Source organism: Chitinophaga sp. GbtcB8, from assembly GCF_019091455.1.
Lineage (GTDB): Bacteria > Bacteroidota > Bacteroidia > Chitinophagales > Chitinophagaceae > Chitinophaga.
On sequence record NZ_JAGXJN010000037.1, the window covers coordinates 41,099 to 56,621 of the forward strand.

15 protein-coding genes are annotated in these 15,523 nt (G+C 47.7%); 7 read left to right on the forward strand and 8 right to left on the reverse strand.

Features of this window, described 5'->3' with window-relative positions; translation table 11 throughout:
* The first annotated feature begins 126 nt into the window (after positions 1–126).
* Together KVT36_RS25435 and KVT36_RS25440 are read left to right on the forward strand one after the other, a co-directional pair.
* Entirely contained in the window at positions 127–855 is a 729-nt protein-coding gene (locus tag KVT36_RS25435; RefSeq protein ID WP_217606260.1) for an SDR family oxidoreductase, read from the forward strand.
* Positions 856–948: 93 nt separating this feature from the next.
* Positions 949–1,545: an HAD-IB family hydrolase gene (locus KVT36_RS25440; protein WP_217606261.1), complete on the forward strand. Its 597-nt coding sequence runs from the start codon at positions 949–951 to the stop codon at positions 1,543–1,545.
* Here KVT36_RS25440 and KVT36_RS25445 read toward each other — a convergent pair.
* Positions 1,535–1,873 (reverse strand): hypothetical protein, encoded by a 339-nt coding sequence (locus KVT36_RS25445; protein ID WP_217606262.1) that lies wholly within the window; start codon positions 1,871–1,873, stop codon positions 1,535–1,537. The two genes, KVT36_RS25440 and KVT36_RS25445, sit on opposite strands and share 11 nt — an antisense overlap.
* A gap of 196 nt (positions 1,874–2,069) precedes the next feature.
* On the opposite strand from KVT36_RS25445, the gene KVT36_RS25450 reads away from it, so the two are divergent.
* A complete protein-coding gene (locus KVT36_RS25450; protein WP_217606263.1) occupies positions 2,070–3,257 on the forward strand; it encodes a DUF1624 domain-containing protein in 1,188 nt (395 codons plus the stop codon).
* A gap of 86 nt (positions 3,258–3,343) precedes the next feature.
* Here KVT36_RS25450 and KVT36_RS25455 read toward each other — a convergent pair whose 3' ends face one another.
* Positions 3,344–4,111, reverse strand: coding sequence for an acyl-CoA desaturase (locus tag KVT36_RS25455; RefSeq protein ID WP_217606264.1), 768 nt, complete (start codon positions 4,109–4,111; stop codon positions 3,344–3,346).
* A gap of 121 nt (positions 4,112–4,232) precedes the next feature.
* Positions 4,233–5,885 carry an ABC transporter substrate-binding protein gene (locus KVT36_RS25460; protein WP_254640195.1) on the reverse strand — a complete coding sequence of 551 codons (1,653 nt, stop codon included), beginning with the start codon at positions 5,883–5,885 and terminating at the stop codon, positions 4,233–4,235.
* Positions 5,886–5,971: 86 nt separating this feature from the next.
* Here KVT36_RS25460 and KVT36_RS25465 point away from each other — a divergent pair, with 86 nt between their 5' ends.
* Positions 5,972–7,675 carry a M1 family metallopeptidase gene (locus KVT36_RS25465; RefSeq protein ID WP_254640196.1) on the forward strand — a complete coding sequence of 568 codons (1,704 nt, stop codon included), beginning with the start codon at positions 5,972–5,974 and terminating at the stop codon, positions 7,673–7,675.
* 129 nt (positions 7,676–7,804) lie between these two features.
* Here KVT36_RS25465 and KVT36_RS25470 read toward each other — a convergent pair whose 3' ends face one another.
* Both KVT36_RS25470 and KVT36_RS25475 read right to left on the reverse strand, forming a co-directional pair.
* Complete coding sequence (locus tag KVT36_RS25470) at positions 7,805–8,467, reverse strand: NADPH-dependent F420 reductase (RefSeq protein WP_217606265.1); 663 nt, start codon at positions 8,465–8,467, stop codon at positions 7,805–7,807.
* Positions 8,468–8,811: 344 nt separating this feature from the next.
* Entirely contained in the window at positions 8,812–9,549 is a 738-nt protein-coding gene (locus KVT36_RS25475; RefSeq protein ID WP_217606266.1) for a menaquinone biosynthetic enzyme MqnA/MqnD family protein, read from the reverse strand.
* Positions 9,550–9,590: 41 nt separating this feature from the next.
* On the opposite strand from KVT36_RS25475, the gene purB reads away from it, so the two are divergent.
* Positions 9,591–10,931 carry an adenylosuccinate lyase gene (purB, locus tag KVT36_RS25480; RefSeq protein WP_217606267.1) on the forward strand — a complete coding sequence of 447 codons (1,341 nt, stop codon included), beginning with the start codon at positions 9,591–9,593 and terminating at the stop codon, positions 10,929–10,931.
* A gap of 216 nt (positions 10,932–11,147) precedes the next feature.
* Here purB and KVT36_RS25485 read toward each other — a convergent pair whose 3' ends face one another.
* Together KVT36_RS25485 and KVT36_RS25490 are read right to left on the reverse strand one after the other, a co-directional pair.
* The gene (locus tag KVT36_RS25485) at positions 11,148–12,305 is read right to left on the reverse strand and encodes a glycoside hydrolase family 172 protein (protein ID WP_217606268.1); all 1,158 of its coding nucleotides are present in this window, start codon (positions 12,303–12,305) and stop codon (positions 11,148–11,150) included.
* 56 nt (positions 12,306–12,361) lie between these two features.
* A complete protein-coding gene (locus KVT36_RS25490; RefSeq protein ID WP_217606269.1) occupies positions 12,362–12,718 on the reverse strand; it encodes a YraN family protein in 357 nt (118 codons plus the stop codon).
* A gap of 58 nt (positions 12,719–12,776) precedes the next feature.
* On the opposite strand from KVT36_RS25490, the gene manA reads away from it, so the two are divergent.
* Positions 12,777–13,991 (forward strand): mannose-6-phosphate isomerase, class I, encoded by a 1,215-nt coding sequence (gene manA / locus KVT36_RS25495; protein WP_217606270.1) that lies wholly within the window; start codon positions 12,777–12,779, stop codon positions 13,989–13,991.
* A 52-nt stretch (positions 13,992–14,043) separates the two neighbouring features.
* Positions 14,044–14,631 carry a DUF6580 family putative transport protein gene (locus KVT36_RS25500; protein ID WP_217606271.1) on the forward strand — a complete coding sequence of 196 codons (588 nt, stop codon included), beginning with the start codon at positions 14,044–14,046 and terminating at the stop codon, positions 14,629–14,631.
* Between the two features lie 193 nt (positions 14,632–14,824).
* Here KVT36_RS25500 and KVT36_RS25505 read toward each other — a convergent pair whose 3' ends face one another.
* On the reverse strand, positions 14,825–15,493 hold the full coding sequence (locus KVT36_RS25505) for a diphthine--ammonia ligase (RefSeq protein WP_217606272.1): 669 nt from the start codon (positions 15,491–15,493) through the stop codon (positions 14,825–14,827).
* Positions 15,494–15,523: the final 30 nt, after the last annotated feature.

The following is a 15,523-nucleotide window of genomic DNA, read 5'->3' on the forward strand; positions in this document are numbered from 1 at the left end:
TCATTCATTAATCATTCAAAACAGTAAAACCGGTCAAAAGCACCGCTGCATTGGAGCATTAGCAATCCCGCGGGGTAATGGTGCCCATGATTATTAATTCTTAATTCTTCATTCTTAATTATAAAGATGACTGTTTTAATTCTGGGTGCAGGATCCGATATGGCTGTAGCCCTGGCCCGTCAGTTTGCCGCTGAAAAGTACGATGTGCAGCTGGCCGCCCGCAATACCTCTTTTTTACAGGCACAGGAAAATGACCTGCGCATACGCTATGGCATAAACGCCAGCTCCCATGCTTTTGATGCGGTTGATTTTGCCAGCCACCCTGCCTTTTACGAAAGCCTGCCGGTAAAGCCCGATATTACTATATGCGTGTTCGGCTACCTGGGCGATCAGGAGCTGGGGCAAACCAGCTGGCAGGAAGCCAGCCGTATTATTCACACCAACTATACCGGCGCCGTTTCAATCCTGAACGTGGTAGCTGCAGATTATGCTGCTCGCCACCAGGGTACTATTATAGGTATTAGCTCAGTAGCCGGCGAGCGTGGCCGCCAGAGCAATTATTTATACGGCAGCGCCAAAGCCGGTTTTACCGCTTACCTGAGCGGCCTGCGCAACCGCCTTTTTCATAATGGTGTGCATGTAATGACCGTACAACCGGGATTTGTATATACCCGCATGACGGAAGGATTAACGCTGCCTCCCCTTTTAACTGCCCAGCCTATAGACGTGGCCAGCGCTATTGTAAAGGCTGCCAGGGCAAAGAAAAATGTGCTGTATGTAAAATGGTTTTGGCGTTATATAATGTTGATTATTAAGTATATACCTGAGTTTATCTTCAAAAAATTAAAATTATAAAATAGCTGCCTGCAAGTAATTAGCTGATAATGATTAATGCTTAATTTTGATTGATTATCAGCTGTTAATGACCTGCCAATCTTACAATTAAATATGAAGCAAACGATCGCTTTCTTTGATTTTGATGGTACTATCACTACTAAGGATACCATGTTTGAAGTGATCCGCTACCAGAAAGGCAGCGGGGCTTTATACCTGGGTTTCCTGCTGTTATCCCCCCTGTTGGTGCTGTTTAAATTAAAGCTGGTATCCAGCCACACCATGAAAGAGATCTTTTTGCGCTACTTTTTTAAAGGTGCAGCAGTAAGCACTTTTCGGGAAAAATGCGCTGCCTTTTGCCGGGAACGCCTGCCTGCGCTCATACGCCCCGGCGCACTGGCAGCTATTAAAGAGCACCAGGAAAAAGGACACCAGGTAGTAATAGTAACCGCCTCTGCACAGGATTGGGTAGGCCCCTGGTGTGAGAAAATGAACATCACCTGCATTGCTACCCAGCTGGAAGTAAAAAATGAGCAGCTGACGGGTAACATATTGGGACTTAATTGTAATGGAGATGAGAAAGTATGCCGTATTAAGAATGAATACGACCTGGAGCTGTTTGAAAATATTTTTGCCTACGGTGATAGCAGCGGGGATAAAGCCATGCTGGCCATAGCAGGCACCAGCCAGTTTAAGCCGTTCAGGAGTTAGTAAAATGACCCAACACCCAACCAAAACCTGTACTTAGTAGCACGATGGCAAATGCCACTAAATAACTTTTGGCTTTTGCAGAATTATCGTGCTTGTAATGCCTTTTCATTTTGTAATAAATAACCGGGTAAAGCGTAATGGCTGGTAAAAACCAGTAGATCTGCCCTATCCAGTAGGGCCAGTTAACCGGTAACGGCGAGTTAAATACCAATGCCATCTCAATTAATACTATTACATACAGCACTATAAAGGTCATCACAAATGCAACCGCATTAATACTGAATAAATGACCTGCGTTGCTCCTGGATTGATAAATGTTCTTCAGCATTGTTTAATCTATACACACAAATATATAAATAACCATATATATCAGGTTGATAATTTGCTCCACGTCCTCAGCCACCGGCCAGTTGCTTCTAACAATCTGATCCTCATCCATATATAGCCTGGTCAATCGCCCTTCATCATAATAATCATCAATTATTTATGCTGAATTCCTAACTTAAAGTAAACCTACCTGTAGCATGACAACTACTGCTATCCCTGCTTCTCCACGCAATGTATCTATTGATCTCCTGCGGGGCCTGGTAATGTTCATTATGGCGCTGGACCATGTCCGCGACCTGTTACATGCAGATGTCCTGTTCTTTAATCCGCTGGATGAAACCAAAACCACTGTACTGCTTTATGCCACCCGCTGGATCACACATTTTTGCGCGCCTACATTTGTAATGCTGGCCGGTGCATCCGCTTACCTGATGGGCACCCGGCGCACCAAACCGGCGCTGTCCTGGTTCCTGCTTACCCGCGGCTTATGGCTGATATTTGTGGACATGGTGATTATGAGCTTTGGCTGGTCTTTTTCACCTAACACAGGGCTATTTGGCGTACTGTCTGCCATGGGTGTGAGTATGATGATACTTGCGCTACTCATTTACCTGCCGGAACGCCTGCTGCCGGTGCTGGGCCTGATCATTGTTTTTGGCCATAATGTGCTGGATGGGATCCGGTTTGCGCCGGGCTCTGTGGCGCAGGTGCTTTGGAGCTTTGTAAATGTTCCCAACATGCTGCCCACCCACGGTTTTATTATTTTCATAGGTTATCCTGTGCTGGCCTGGCTGGGGGTATTACTTTGCGGGTATGGGCTGGGCATGTTGTTCCGCCCGGGTTACGATCCTCACAAACGCAAACGCCTGTTGCGTTATATTGGGCTGGCCGCTATTTTACTGTTTTTAATATTGCGGTATAGTAATGTTTACGGCAACCCCACTCCATGGAAACCAGGCGCTAATGCACTGCAAACCCTCATGATCTTCTTTAATGTACAGAAGTATCCGCCATCCTTATTGTTTACGCTGATTACTTTGGGGCCGGTGCTGCTCTTACTGTCGTTTATTGCGGATAAACCCCTCCGGCCCACCAATCCGCTTGTATATTTCGGGCGGGTGCCGTTCTTTTATTATGTGCTGCACTTTCACATTATCCATATCATTGGTATTATCATTGGCGTGGTTATGGGCCACCCGCTTCGCTTTATGCTTACCTATAATTTTATTACGGACACTGCAAAGCTGAAAGGCCATTACGGGGTATCCCTGGCAGCGGTGTATGTGATCTGGCTGCTGCTGGTAGCAACCCTGTACCCACTGTGCAAATGGTATGCAGGGTATAAACAACGGCACCAGAACTGGCGCTGGCTGAGCTACTTATAAAACAAAATGTCCGGATGATATTATCACCCGGACATTTATATTATTAGCCTTTCGGCTTCTATACCTATTTAACTATCTGCACATCGTTACGCAGCAGCCTTAAACGTAGCCCTTTTCACTCTGGCACTCTTCAGCTTAATAATGCCTACCCAGTTCATAACTTTCATTACGGGGTAAGTAGGATCCAGCTCAAACCATTTCTTGGCAAAGTTGGGGCTGTCTTTAAACTTGTGGTGGTTGTTCTGGAACAGCTCACCTAACAGGATAATACCCCAGGGAGATGAGTTCCTGGAATGGTCACCATTATTAAAGTTACTGTAACCATACTTGTGACCGCACCAGTTCACTACTGCGCCCTGTACAGGACCCATCAGGAAGTGGATAGGCAGCAGCAGGTACCACCAGAAGCTGGGGGCAAAAGCCACGTAAAAACCAATGTAGCTAAAAGCAAATGCCAGGCGGGTCAGTATATGGTCGCCAACGCGGTCCATAGCATCCCATTCCGGTAACGGCTCATCGGTGAACTTGGCATCCGGCACATTCTTACGATTTAAAATGTCGTTATAGATCTGGCGGGTACGCACCATCATGCTCCAAACATCTTTGAAGAAGTGGGGAGAATGCGGGTCATGTTCAGTATCGCTATATTCATGATGCATACGGTGCATTACACCATACGCTCTTGGAACCAGGTAGGAAGAGCCCTGGAAAAACCAGGTGGCAAAGTAGAATACACGCTCCCAGCCTTTGCTGGTGGTGTACATCTGGTGAGATGCATACCGGTGTAAGAAAAATGTGTGAAAGAACAATGAAAAGAACCAATGCACACAGAAGAAGATCAGAATTGCTATCATTAACCTTTAACTTTAAAAAATGAGTATTAGAGGTCAAAGGTAGTTTAAAATATTGGAAGCCAGTGCAATGAAATGTTAAATAGTAGAGGCCCGGCAGGGCCCGCAACCAGGGCCTGGTCTGCTACTCGGCCATCTTTACCCATCTTAGTTCCAGCATGTTCAATCCACCTTCCCTCAGCCCCTTCACATTAGGTTGTATAAAATGCACCGCTTCATCATAAAAAACAGGCACCAGCGGCGCGTCCTGCACTATTAGCTGGTCCATTTGCCGGTACAGCTCATAGCGCAGGGAATCATTGGTTTCCTGCAAGGCCTGCTCATATAACTTGTCAAACGCCGGGTTATTATACCGTGTGTAGTTAGGCGGCGCGGGATTTTTACCATAAAAGAACGCCAGGAAGCTTTCAGCATCCGGGTAATCGGCTATCCAGCTGCCCCGGAAGAACAGGGCGGCCGATTTGGCTGTTTGCTCCAGCAGCAGGCTTTTTTGCACCACCTCCACCTGTACGGGAATACCCAGCTCCTGCAGCTGGTTGGCTATATAGTTAGAGAGATCTGCATACACCGGGATGGTGAGCAGGCGTATCAGGGGCAGCCCCTTCCCTTCCGGGAAACCTGCTTCCTGCAGCAGCTGGCGTGCGCGGGCAGGATCATAGGTATAACCTTTTACTTTAGCTGCATCAAAAGAAGGCAGGCCACGGGGCACAAAACCTGCATTGGCAGGTACGCCTATGCTGTTGCGCAGGTAGGTCATCATTTTCGTACGGTCAAACCCGTAGTTAATGGCCAGCCGTACTTTTTTTAGCCGTGTGGGCGATTGTTTCAGCGCTGCCTGGCTGCTGTCCAGCATAAAACCCAGGTACTCCACATTCAGGTATGGCGTTTTAGACAGCACCATTTTACCATTCCATTCCTTTTTAAGCTGGCCTGTTTTGGTAAGCACCTCATCTTTAAAAGAAGCATCCAGGTCGTTCATAAAATCCAGCTGCCCCTGGCGGAACAGCAGGAATTCGGTAGCCTTATTATCCAGGAAGGTCATTTTCACGGCATCCAGGTAAGGCAGGGGTTTTCCCTGTGCATCTTTTTCAAAATAGCGTGGGTGGCGGTGCAGGATCAGGGCCTGCCCCTCGTCCCAGTCAAAGTACCGGAAAGGCCCGGTACCACAGGGATGACGCCGGAAATCGGCCCCGTATTTTTCCACTACCTCTTTAGGTACAATAGAGCAGTACTGCATGCTCAGGATACCCAGTATAGGATGAAAAGGTTGTAACAGCTTTAGCTGGAACACGGTATCATTCAGCGCTTTGAAACCTTTTTCCGGATCTACCTTGCCGTTAAAGATCCACGCCCCCGGCGATGCAGTGGCCGGGTCCATAATACGGCGAAAGCTGTACACCACATCCTGTGCCGTCATACGCCGGCCTTTGCCGTTCACAAAAGCTTCATTATCATGGAAGTATACATCCGGCCGCAGGTAAAAGGTAAAGGTGGTGTGGTCGGCGCTCTCCTCCCAGCGGGTAGCCAGCAATGGCCGGATGATCATCTGGGTATCCGGCTCCACCAGGGTACTGTACACCTGGTGAATGGCCCACATAATAGCCTGGCTTTTGGCAAAAGCAGGATCCAGTGACGACAGGCCATCTGTATGATTAAACCGGAATACCTGGGTATTGGAACGGTGATCCGGCTGGCAGGCCATTACAAAAGTAAAAGCAGAGATAACACAATTTATTAATACAATAACGGAGGTACTTTTACGTTTGTTAGCCGTCATTTACATGTAAGGTTTTACATTTTACACTGTAAATTAATATCTTTCGGGTTCAAAATACGATTCTGAATATGATGCGTGGCATACCTATGTTTTTCTTGGCTTTGATAATGGCGCTGCATGCCGGAGCCCAGCAACAAAAATCGCATTTTAAAGAGACGATCCAGACTAAATTCTCTCATGCGGACACCCTCCGGGGTTCTATTACCCCCCAGCGTGCCTGGTGGGACGTGGTGGGTTACGACCTGTATGTAACCGTTACCCCCCAGGACAGCTCCTTTAAAGGTTATAATACCATTACCTATAAGGTGCTGCAGCAGGATAGCGTTATGCAGATAGATCTGCAGTATCCTATGATCATGGACAGCGTGGTGGTGGATATTGATAGTTTAAAGATCACGAAACAAACCAAGCTGGCCTTTGACCGCGACAGCAACGCCTACTTCATAAAATTCCCCAATGCTCAAAAGAAAGGCACCCAGCGTAAAATAACCGTGTTTTACCATGGGCAGCCCCGCAAAGCCATTAATGCCCCCTGGGATGGCGGCGTAGTATGGACCCGCGACTCTCTGGGACGCCCCTGGATAGCTACTGCCTGCCAGGGCCTGGGCGCCAGTGTATGGTGGCCTAATAAAGACCACCAGAGCGATGAGCCGGAATACATGAACATTAACGTAACTGTACCCAAGGATCTCACAGATGTATCCAACGGCCGCCTGAAACTGCGTATACCCAATGCCGATAGTACCGTTACCTATGTATGGGCAGTGAACAGCCCTATTAATAACTACGATGTGGCCCTGAACATTGGCTACTACAAAGAGTTTAAGGATGTATATAACGGCGAAGGCGGTAAGCTGGACCTGGACTACTGGGTGCTGGATTACAACCTGGAAAAAGCCAAAAAACATTTTGAGGTAGTACCCAAAATGATGCAGTGTTTTGAGTACTGGTTCGGGAAATATCCTTTTTACAAAGACAGCTATAAGCTGGTAGATGCACCCCACCTGGGCATGGAGCACCAGAGCGCCGTGGCCTATGGCAATGGTTACCAGATGGGCTACAAGGGCCGCGACCTTTCCGGTACCGGCCAGGGGCTGAAATGGGATTTTATTATTGTGCACGAAAGCGGCCACGAATGGTTTGGTAACAACATTACTACCAACGACATAGCAGATATGTGGGTGCACGAAAGCTTTACCAACTATTCCGAAACCCTGTTCACCGAATGTGAATTTGGCAGGGAAGCCGGTACAGAATACCTGATGGGCTGCCGTAAAAACATTAAGAATGACCGTCCTATTATTGGCACCTATAACGTGAATAACGAAGGTTCCGGCGACATGTACTACAAAGGCGGCACGCTGATACATATGATCCGCCTGATCATTGATAATGATGAAGAATTCCGCCAGCTGCTGCGCGGTATGAATACGGATTTTGGGCACAAAACCGTGAACGGCAGCGACATAGAACGTTATATTTGCGCAAAAACCGGCAAAGACCTGCGTAAGACCTTTGACCAGTACCTGCGCGATACTACCCTGCCGGAGCTGCAATACCGCATTGTAGGCCAGGTGCTGTATCACCGCTGGAAATCCTCCATCCCTAACTTTGATATGCCGGTAAAGGTAACAGTGGGCGAAAACAACTACCAGTTCATTCACCCCGGTACCCGCTGGGCTACAGACAACCTGAGTTATATAGATCAGAAACTGTTTAAGGTAGATAAGCAGTTCTATATTAAAGTGCGGGAAATGAAATCAGTGAAGGAGATGAAGGAACCGAATTAGATGTGCAAATATGCAGATGTGCAGATAAAAAAAATGTCCGGATGCTGTCCGGACATTTTTTATTTATCTAATTGTATAATACTCCTGCATTCCTCATCTGCACAACTGCATATTTGCACATCCGCACATTTAATCCGTTTTCTTCACCAGCTTAAATGCATGGCTCCAGTTCCCGGTGCGGTAGCCGTAAGCGCTCCATAAAATACCCAGGGGCTCTATATAACGGCTCATTACTATCTTTCCCATATCCGCCACATCTTCCCAGCCCATCTGGTGCAGCATATCGGTAACCACTTTTTTGGCTTCATCATTATTACCGCAAATAAACATAGTAGGGTTTTCACTGTTATCCTTATGCTGGAACATGATCTCATGCCCCACACAGCTCAGGGCCTTTACGACACTGGTATCCGGTGGTAACCAGGCCTGGATCTGCTCCCCGGAGGATTTTAGCCCGCTCACAAAGGATAAGCGGCCTTCCTCATCCGGTCCTTTCCCATCCAGCGGGTTAGTAACATCCACCACTATCTTACCTTTGAAGTTCCAGATCCCGGCTTGTTCTATAGCGCTTTTAGCGCCTATCCAGCTTACACATAAAATAATGATCTCCCCCGAGGCGGCTGCTTCCCGGAATGGCGCAATGCTGGCAAGAGGGCCCTGCCGCTTTAACCATTGTTGTAATGATTCTTTAGCGGGATTACGAGTTCCAATAATGACATGGTGGCCCATTCCTACAAACCCGGTGCCTAAAGTGAGCCCCACGGCCCCACTACCCAGGATACCGATCTTCATGACATAGTATTTGCAGGAAGATAAGAAAAAAATAGCTAACCTGTATTCCTGTAAGGTTTAAGAGAAAAGCCGGGCACGGGTTGCGCACGGGTTGCACCCGAATTGCGCACGAATTACGTACGAATAACGTACCCATTACAGAGGGTCTTGGCCTAATATAGGTTTACACTTTGTTAATAATCTGGGCAGGTATAGACCTATCCGGGCAGGCAATATTCCCATGCGTACTCCCTGTGCTTCCCGTGTGCACTCCGTGTGATTCTCATGTGAATCCCATGTGCAGCTCCTATTAAAAGCGCATACATTTTAGGGTAAAACCGCATGATGTTCAGGGTAAAAGCGCATTACTGTAAATATCCCAGGAACTTTTGCATGCCCTGCCGCTTGGCCGGCGTTAGCGGGTAGCTGATATGTTTTGTGTAATAAGCCGTAAGATCAAACAGCGGGTATGGGTTTTCCGCTACTACGGCCGGTATATTGTGAATGCCTATGCTATTGGCGTTGTTAAACTCCTGTATAAACTCCACTGGCAGCGGTTTGTTGCTTACCCAGGCTGCAAATACAAAAGGCAGGCTGGTAAAGCGCATCCAGGCTTCAGCCAGGTCGTAAATGTAGGGGGAGTGATGGCGTTGTGCCAGCGCCCGGTCGCCTATTACCAAACCGGCATCGTGGTCTTTGATCAGGTGCTGGTAATCGCCGCTGGTTTCCACCAGCTCCACATCCAGCCGCCAGAAATCGCGTACCAGCAGCTTCAGTAAGGCTACGGAAGTACGGCTCTGGTAATCCAGGTAAATACGTTTAATATGCTGCAGCGGTACTTCGCTGAACAGGCATACAGAGGCCACCGGCCCCTCCGCTCCTATGCAAAAATCTGAAATAATATGCTGCTCCTGCATTTTGGGGATCACAGCCACCGGTACCAGCGCCACATCCACGCTGCCTTCAATTAACTGCCTGGCAATCACCGCCGGGTAATCCATCGATAACTCCATCATCTTCATTACTGCATGTCCCCTGAAACCGTACAACAAAGGCTTGGTATTCAAATAACTTACTGCCGCTACTTTTACTTTCCGTTCCAATTTCTGTATTTTTGTGGCCCGCAAAATTAAGCTAAAATATTATGCAACTACAACCTTTAACCGCCATTTCACCATTGGACGGTCGTTACCGTAAGCAACTGGAAGAGCTGGCCCCCTATTTTTCCGAATACGCGTTGATCCGTTACCGTGTACTGGTAGAAATAGAATATTTTATTGCCCTGGCGGAACTAAAGGTATTTACGTTGCCAAAAGCAAAAGTGCCTGCCCTGCGGAAAATATACCAGGAACTAACCCTGGAGCACGCCCAGCTGATCAAGGATACAGAAAAGATCACCAACCACGACGTAAAAGCCGTGGAGTACTTTGTGAAGAATGAGCTCAAAAGCCTGGGCCTGGAAGATAAGCTGGAATGGGTACACTTCGGCCTTACCTCGCAGGATATTAACAACACCGCTATCCCCCTGCTTTGGAAAGAAGCCGTAGAGCAGCTGTACATGCCTGCCATAGCCAACCTGGTGCTGGAGCTTAAGAAATTTGGCAAAAACTGGATGAAGATCCCCATGCTGGCCCGTACGCACGGACAGCCCGCATCGCCCACCATTCTGGGTAAAGAGATCCTGGTGTTTGTGGAAAGACTGGAAGGACAGATAAAACTGCTGGGCGAAATACCCTTTGCCGCTAAATTCGGCGGTGCTACCGGCAACTTTAATGCCCACCACGTAGCTTTCCCTAAAATAAACTGGGAAAAGTTTGCCGATAAATTTGTGAACACGACCCTGGACCTGCAACGTATGCGCTACACCACCCAGATAGAGCACTACGATAACCTGGCCGCCCACTTTGATACGCTGAAACGTATTAACAATGTACTGATAGATCTTTGCCGCGACATCTGGACCTACATATCCATGGATTACTTTAAACAAAAAGTAAAAAAGAACGAAGTAGGTTCCAGCGCTATGCCGCATAAGGTAAATCCCATTGATTTTGAGAATGCAGAAGGTAACCTGGGTGTAGGTAATGCGCTGTATGAGCACCTGAGCGCTAAGCTGCCCATCTCCCGCCTGCAGCGCGATCTTACGGATTCTACTGTGCTGCGCAACGTAGGCGTACCATTTGGCCACAGCATGCTGGCCCTGCGCTCTATACAAAAGGGTATGGAAAAGCTGATCCTGAATGAGGCCAAGCTGAAAGAGGACCTGGAAAACAACTGGGCCGTAGTAGCAGAAGCCATTCAAACCGTACTGCGCCGGGAAAACTATCCCCAGCCTTACGAAGCATTAAAAGAGCTTACCCGCGGCGGGGATCAGATCAATCAAAAAACCATCCATAAGTTTATTGATGGTTTAAAGATCAATGCTACGCTGAAGAAAGAGCTGAAGGCGATCACACCGGAGAATTATACGGGAGTGTGGAGGTAATTACGAATTGTCAATTACGAATTACGAATGGAGGGCGTTTTGTTGGTAAAGGGATGGATACAAAGTATAGGTCTTTTACTGCAGTGTTTTGATTCGTAATTCGTAATTCGTAATTGAATACCCTGTAATTAATCTTATCCCCAGCTCCTTATATTCTTTGTAAAGCCACGTATCCAGGCCTGGCCTTTAACCGCTGCATTTTAATTCGTAATTATTTTATTTGGCCCGGTCCAAATAGAAATACGCCGTTGCAGATACATCATCAGAACGGTAAAAGTTTGTCCAGGAATCAGGCTGCGCGGCGGTTTTCAGGCGTACTACCTTATCTTTTTTATACAAGGGCTGCTGGTGGCCGCCAAAGTCGCTGGTAATGGGGATCATACGCGCGCCGGCCTCCTGCAGCGCCATAACGGTAGCTGTTGGTCCGCCGCCAATTTGTTGTAGTGTAACGCGGCAGCTATTTGTGAAGAATATAGGGTCCGGGATGTGATAACGGTAAAAGCACCATTGCCGCAGGGAATCGCTGGATACCAGGCAGCCGCTGTACTGGTTAGCAAAAAAGCCTTGCCCCCACCCGGTGCCAATATAATCTTCTGTACCAGTGCCCACCAGCGTGGGTAATGCCTGGTCGCCATCCAGGAACATTTTCACCTCTCCTTCTCCCCACCATAACTTACCATATGCAGGATTGGCGTTTATGCCCACATTCACTCCCAGGAACCGGCCTTTGCCTTTTACCGCAGGCAGCAGCTCAAAGTCGGTACCCGGCTGGGTAGCAGTATCACGGTGCCAGTAAGCATGAAAGTACAGGTTACTGTTATCCCATGTTTTTACCAGGCTATAATCTACATCAAAAAAGAAATGGCTTAGCGGCCTGCCGGATCTGTTGGTTACTACAATGCGGGCGGCCCTTTTGAATGGCATAGGTATAAAACAGTTAAAGGAGCGTCCTTCCGGGCTGGCAAACAGCGCATTCTCAAATACTGCTGTTCTGCCCAGGCCTACGCCAAAGAAATCGCCCAGCGGTACAGATACAGCGGGTGTGCTTTCATTATCCCAGAACATTTCCAGCTTCAAAGAGCGCAGCATTTCCGGTGAGCGGTCTGAAAGTGTGATCCAGATACGATGGATGATGCCCGCCTCCTGTATATTCAGCAAAGTAACTGTGGCGCCGGCAGCAATGGATTCAAAGGGATGTCCTTTAGCGCCGTTATTGGCTTTGCCACCCGCGCCCTTTACGCCGTTCAGGTTTTCAGGGCTGCTCCAGCGGGGGGTAAGATTGCTGTCAAATTGATAATATGGCTGGTTCTGGGCCAGGCTCTGGCTGCATTGCAGCAGGCTGGCTAGTATAATGAACAGACAGGATCGCAGCATGTTTAATTACGAATTGGTATTGCAAAATGGTAGTACTTAAAATACAATGAAATCCTCTAAAACGCGTCCTCAAAATGCATCACCTCCATCCCTTCTCCCTCTCCAAACGTAATGGCAATAATATCAAAACGTATAGCCACCGGCGTAAGCCCGCTTTTTTCCATGAACACTTCTGCAGCGCCCTGTAAATACTGTCGCTTTTTAAAATCCACCTTTTCTTCCGGCCAGCCGAACACACTATTAATACGCGTTTTCACCTCCACAAATACCAGCTGCCCATCTTTCAGCGCAATCACATCAATCTCTTTCCGCCCCCATTTCCAGTTAATGTGCAAAACAGTATACTGTTGCTGTTGTAAGTAATTTTGTGCGATCTGTTCTCCTTTTTTACCCAGCTCATTATGGGAAGCCATTTTTTCAACTATTTTTGGGATTGGTTTTTATGGTTCATCAATAAATAAATCTACTTAAATGGCTGCAGTTGATAAAAAGTTATTCCGGCTGGATGGGAAAGTACAACATTATGCATGGGGCGGTTTTACCTATATCCCGGAACTATTAGGCATTCCCAAACAACAGGAGCCCAGCGCGGAGTACTGGATGGGCGCGCATCCCAGCGCACCGGCCACCATTCACCTGAACGGGGAAACCACCACGCTGGATCAGCTGATCAAACAATCACCCGCGGCTATTGTGGGCCAGCAGGTATGGGACCGCTTTGGCGAGCTGCCCTACCTGTTTAAGATCCTGGATGTAAAAGACATGCTGTCTATTCAGGTGCATCCCACCAAAACAGAAGCAGAGAAAGGTTTTGCCCGGGAAAATGAAGCAGGCATCCCCTTAAAAGCAGCCAACCGTAATTATAAAGATGCCAACCATAAACCGGAGATCATGGTGGCCTTGAGTGAGTTCTGGCTGCTGCATGGCTTTTTGCCGGAAAGTAAGCTGCAATCCATCCTGGAAATGGTGCCGGAGTTTGCTTCCCTGAAAGGCGTATTTGAAAAAGACGGTTATTATGGCCTGTATAAAACTGTAATGGAAATGCCGCAGGAGCAGGTGAATACCCTGCTGCGCCCGCTGGCAGACCGTATACTGCCAGCTTACAAGGCCGGCCAGCTGGAAAAAAACAATCCTGCTTTCTGGGCCGGCAGGGCTATTGTCAATGACCCGCAGGGCCTGGAACGCCTGGACCGTGGTATTTTTTCCATTTACTTTTTTAACATTGTACAAACCCAGCCCGGCGATGCCGTGTTCCAGGATGCAGGCATTCCGCATGCTTACCTGGAAGGGCAGAACGCAGAGCTGATGGCCTATTCCGATAACGTACTGCGCGGCGGCCTTACACCCAAACATATTGATGTACAGGAGCTGCTGAAACATACCCGCTTTGAAGCCGTGCATCCGCACATCATGACCGGCGAGCCCGCGGCCGACCCTGCAGAAAAGATCTACCATTCCCCTGCCCCGGATTTTGTGGTAAGCAGTATTACCCTGCAGCCCGGTATCACGTATACCAATACCAGCAAAGCAGCAGAGATCATGCTGGTGCTAAACGGCAATACCACTATTACCGGCTCCGATACGCTGGATCTGCAAAAAGGCCAGGCCGTATTTGTATGCAGTGGGGAAACCTATAAAATGACCGGTAACGCTCTGGTATTCAAGGCAACCGTGCCAGTTTCATAATTGGGAATTTTAACGTAAATTCGCATACCGGAAAACGCATCAAATACCACAAATGAAACAAAAGACATCCTTACCAGAAGTACTGCTCATTGTTGGCCTTATCTTAATGGTCGGTTTAAGCCGTTTGATCACCAATGAAATGCAGCTGTGGAACTTTAACGCCATTGGCGCCAGCGCCCTGTTTGGCGGAGTGGTTATCAAAAACAAAAAGCTGGCTTATATTTTACCGCTGGCTACCCTGTTCCTTACAGACATTTGTTTTGAGCTGTTCACCAGCATTCAAGGCTTTTATGGTGCACAAATGTTTGTAGTGTACGGCGCCTTTTTATTCATTACCTGGATAGGTACCAACCTTCGCAAAGTAAATGCGCTTACCGTATTACTGGCCTCCATTGGCAGCGGGGTATTGTTCTTCCTGATCTCCAATACCGGTATGTGGGCGCTGGGCGATATGTATCCGCACACTTTCAGCGGGCTGCTTACCTGTTACGGCGCGGCTATCCCGTTCTTCCGGAACGATCTGTTTGGCAGCTTTTTCCTGAATACCATTATGGGCAATGTATTTTATAGCGCTGTACTGTTTGGCGCTTATGCCCTGGTAAAACGGCTGGCTTTCAAACCCCAGCAACAATTAGCTTAAGCAATTAAATAATTGAAATAAATAAAAAAGAGAAGGTCAAAAGCCTTCTCTTTTTTATTGCTATCATTTTGATACACGTAACATAAAACGAAAAGAGAAGATCAAAGACCTTCTCTTTCCTATATAAAATAATTTTTGCTTAGTTGATGATGATTTACCAGGTATCTCCGCCTTTTGTAATTGATTTCATAATTTACATTTTATTAGTTACGAAATTTCCACTTTTCCATTGTAAAAACCAATAATCCCCATGCTGCACTTTCGTATATGCGCCCACGCTAACAGGATGTTTGAACAGCGGGCAATCCAGCACCAGGGTATGAAACTCGCCATTCTCCCCGCATACATCCACTCCTTTGGCTTCCAGCTCTTTTGCCAGGTCTTCATCCAGCATCCTGCCCAAAAAATCCGGGCCTAAATGGGTGTTGCAGGAAACGATCATGGTTTTAATACCGCTTTGCAGCATTTCCATTACCAGTTTATGGCGGGGCTGCTGCCACAGAGGCAATACGGCTTCAATGCCAGCAGCGGCGCATACTTTTTCCTCCCAGTCGCGGTGAGGCTGCAGGTCAATATCACCAAATACAGCGGCCTTTACTTCGTAGATCTCTACCAGCTGCTGCAGTACCGCAATAAACCGCTCCTCATAACTTTCCCAGGTGGCAGGTACTGTAATCACCACCATTTCCAGCATGGATGCCTGCTCCATTAATATGGCATGTGGCAGGCCGTGAGAGCGGGAGATCTGCCCGTTCTCATTCATCATGTTCAGTAATACTACCGGCTGGTAACCTGCTGCCTTTGCCTGCATCATGGCATAACAGCTATCCTTGCCGCCACTCCAGGAAACGACGCTGCGCATTTGTTATGAGATAAAATTCAGGATGTGAGA

What these genes read in the sequence shown, in the direction of transcription:
- KVT36_RS25505 (WP_217606272.1), bottom strand. Translation starts at nt 15,493, where the DNA reads ATGCGCAGCGTCGTTTCCTGGAGTGGCGGCAAGGATAGCTGTTATGCC.
- KVT36_RS25435 (WP_217606260.1), top strand. Translation starts at nt 127, where the DNA reads ATGACTGTTTTAATTCTGGGTGCAGGATCCGATATGGCTGTAGCCCTG.
- KVT36_RS25460 (WP_254640195.1), bottom strand. Translation starts at nt 5,885, where the DNA reads ATGACGGCTAACAAACGTAAAAGTACCTCCGTTATTGTATTAATAAAT.
- KVT36_RS25500 (WP_217606271.1), top strand. Translation starts at nt 14,044, where the DNA reads ATGAAACAAAAGACATCCTTACCAGAAGTACTGCTCATTGTTGGCCTT.
- KVT36_RS25470 (WP_217606265.1), bottom strand. Translation starts at nt 8,467, where the DNA reads ATGAAGATCGGTATCCTGGGTAGTGGGGCCGTGGGGCTCACTTTAGGC.
- KVT36_RS25445 (WP_217606262.1), bottom strand. Translation starts at nt 1,873, where the DNA reads ATGCTGAAGAACATTTATCAATCCAGGAGCAACGCAGGTCATTTATTC.
- KVT36_RS25455 (WP_217606264.1), bottom strand. Translation starts at nt 4,111, where the DNA reads ATGATAGCAATTCTGATCTTCTTCTGTGTGCATTGGTTCTTTTCATTG.
- purB (WP_217606267.1), top strand. Translation starts at nt 9,591, where the DNA reads ATGCAACTACAACCTTTAACCGCCATTTCACCATTGGACGGTCGTTAC.
- KVT36_RS25485 (WP_217606268.1), bottom strand. Translation starts at nt 12,305, where the DNA reads ATGCTGCGATCCTGTCTGTTCATTATACTAGCCAGCCTGCTGCAATGC.
- KVT36_RS25490 (WP_217606269.1), bottom strand. Translation starts at nt 12,718, where the DNA reads ATGGCTTCCCATAATGAGCTGGGTAAAAAAGGAGAACAGATCGCACAA.
- KVT36_RS25440 (WP_217606261.1), top strand. Translation starts at nt 949, where the DNA reads ATGAAGCAAACGATCGCTTTCTTTGATTTTGATGGTACTATCACTACT.
- KVT36_RS25465 (WP_254640196.1), top strand. Translation starts at nt 5,972, where the DNA reads ATGTTTTTCTTGGCTTTGATAATGGCGCTGCATGCCGGAGCCCAGCAA.
- KVT36_RS25450 (WP_217606263.1), top strand. Translation starts at nt 2,070, where the DNA reads ATGACAACTACTGCTATCCCTGCTTCTCCACGCAATGTATCTATTGAT.
- manA (WP_217606270.1), top strand. Translation starts at nt 12,777, where the DNA reads ATGGCTGCAGTTGATAAAAAGTTATTCCGGCTGGATGGGAAAGTACAA.